This is a genomic window from Streptosporangium nondiastaticum (assembly GCF_003011965.1).
Classification (GTDB): Bacteria; Actinomycetota; Actinomycetes; order Streptomycetales; family Streptomycetaceae; genus Streptomyces; species Streptomyces nondiastaticus.
The window spans coordinates 1-2,369 of record NZ_PXWG01000282.1; the positions used below are offsets into that span (position 1 = coordinate 1).

The window sequence follows — 2,369 nt, forward strand, 5'->3', positions numbered from 1 at the left end:
ACGCCCCCGGCAGGTCCGCCCGCGCGGCCGCCGCGCAGTCGCCCCCGACCGCGGCCGCCCGCGCGCCCTTGTCCGCCGCGTCCCCGGCGAGCGCGTACGTGTAGCCGACCAGCACGCACTGCCACACCACCGCCAGCACCACGATGATCAGCGGCAGGACGCCCAGGAACTCCACGGCGACCTGCCCCCGGTCGCCGCCCCCGCGCCGCCGGAAGCGGCCCATCGGCACGGGAGAGAGCTGATCCGCCCCGGTGCCGCCGCCGCTCCCTATGGCCCGCCTGCGCCGTGCGCCGCCGGTGAGCGACCGGCCCGCATGGGCGGCGGCGCCGCGTAAGGGCCCGGCGCCCGCGCCCGGTGCGGTGACCAGGCCGAGCTCCCCCGCGAGGGTCCACAGGGCCTGCCGCACGCCAGAGCGGGCGTCGAGGTCCTGCATCCGGCCCGAGTCGACGGCGGGCTGCAGCTCCTTGTAGCCCGCCGGGACGGTCGTACGGGCGGCTCGCGTGCCCGTCGTCCGCTCCACCAGGGCGGGCTGGATCTCGCTGTGCCGGGTGTGCCGGTTGAGGACGGTCACCGTGTCGGCGGCCTTGCGGATCTGCAGCCGGTCCCACAGCCGCACCATCCGCTTCGCGGCCCGTACGGACACCACGTCCGGCGTCGTCACCAGCAGCGCCACGTCGGCCGTCTCCACGACGGCGGCGCCCGCGGCCGTCATCTGCGTGCCGCAGTCGGCGATGACCAGCTCGTACCGGCTGCGCAGCGCGGCCGCGATCTGCCGCGCCGCGAGGTCGCCGACCTCCTCGCCGCGCTCCCCCTCGGCGGGCGCCAGCAGCAGCCCGAGGCCCGTCGGGTGCGGGAAGACGGCGTCCTGCAGGACCCGCGGCGAGATGTCGCTGATGCCGGCCAGGTCGGCGATCGACCGGCGGAACTGCACGTCCAGGTACGAGGCGACGTCGCCCGACTGCAGGTCCAGGTCGACAAGGGCGACGCTCCGTCCCGCGGCGCACGCGGCGAGGGCGAGCTGGACGGCGGTGACGGTCGTCCCGACGCCGCCCTTGGCGCCGACCACCGCGAGGAGCGTCCCGCCCGGCCCGCCTCCGGACCCCTCGCCGCCGCTGCCCAGGTGGCGGCGGACGCCGGTCGCCCAGTGGGCGGCGGCCTGCACGCGGGCGCCGACCTCGTCGTACGACAGCGGCAGCCCGGCGAGGCCGCGCGCGCCCACGTCCATGGCGGCGGCGTAGAGCGCGGGCCCCTGGTCGGCGGTGACGAGCACGACGCCGGTCGCCGGGAAGCGCAGGGCCACTTCGCGGATGACCTCCAGCGCGGGCAGGGGGCCGAGCCGCTCGTGGACGAGCACGACTTCGGGGAGCTCGTCCACGGAGGCCGCCGCCAGCACGGCGAGCGTGTCGAGCAGGCGGGCCGAGTCCCCGACGGCCTGCAGCGGTTCGACGCCGGGCAGCTGGCCGAGCAGGCCGCCGATGGCGCGGGCGGCGTCCGGGTCGCCGACGGCCGGGAGGATCCTGATGGTCACCGTTCTCCCCTGCTCTACTTGTCGCCGTCGAGCGTGTAGGTGCGGTCGCTGCCGCTGACCGCGTCGTCGCCGCCGGGGGCGACCAGCGCGAGCCGGACGTGGGAGGCGAAGGACTCCGCGTACGCCACCCGCTGGGCGTCCTTGGTGTCCAGCGCGAAGGTGATCGGCACGGCCTCGCCCCCGCGCCGCACCCCGGCCGTGCCGCTGCCGCTGTCGCGGTCGAAGGGGGTGAGCTTGCCGACCTGGATGACCTGGGCGTTGGTGACGATCACCTTGGACACCGGCTTGCCGCCCTGGTCCTTGCCGTCGAAGGTGGCGTAGACGTTGACCTTCGCCCCGGCGTAGATCTTGCCCGCGACGCCCGTCGCCGCGTCGATCATGATGGCGATCTCCTGCTGCCCGGGCCGCAGCGCCGGCCGGGCGACGGCCATGTCCTGCTGGAGCAGCGATCCTCTACGGAGGGGAGTGACGGAAATCTTGCCGTCGAGGTAGCGGAGGTCCGTGACGGCCGTGGAGGGCAGCCAGCGGCGGGGCATCGAGACCTTCTCGAACCGGTCCTTGGCGTCCTCCAGGTGCTGGTAGGCCGGGATGTCGGCCTTCAGCCGGTACGCGGTGGCCTCGGGGCCGAGCTTGGACTCGGCGTCGTGGACGACCGCAAAGACTCCGGCGAACGCGCCGAGGGCGCAGAGCACCGACAGAAGCAGGAGGATGATCCCGCGGCGCTGGCGTGAATTCATGGGGCGGCGAACCTCGTTCGGGGACGTGACCGGGCGGGCCCGGCGGCGGACCGGGCGGCGCCGAGGACGGTGCTCAGCGGCGGGCCGGGACGGCGGAGGCCGCC

The 2,369-nt window shown here is 75.7% G+C and carries 2 protein-coding genes; both read right to left on the reverse strand.

From position 1 onward, the window contains the following. Positions 1 to 1,528, reverse strand: a 1,528-nt coding sequence (locus tag B7P34_RS35700) for an AAA family ATPase (protein WP_106682260.1), incomplete at its 3' end; no start/stop codon positions are given. Positions 1,529 to 1,542: 14 nt separating this feature from the next. Continuing rightward, the gene (cpaB, locus tag B7P34_RS35705) at positions 1,543 to 2,265 is read right to left on the reverse strand and encodes a Flp pilus assembly protein CpaB (protein ID WP_189383287.1); all 723 of its coding nucleotides are present in this window, start codon (positions 2,263 to 2,265) and stop codon (positions 1,543 to 1,545) included. Positions 2,266 to 2,369: the final 104 nt, after the last annotated feature.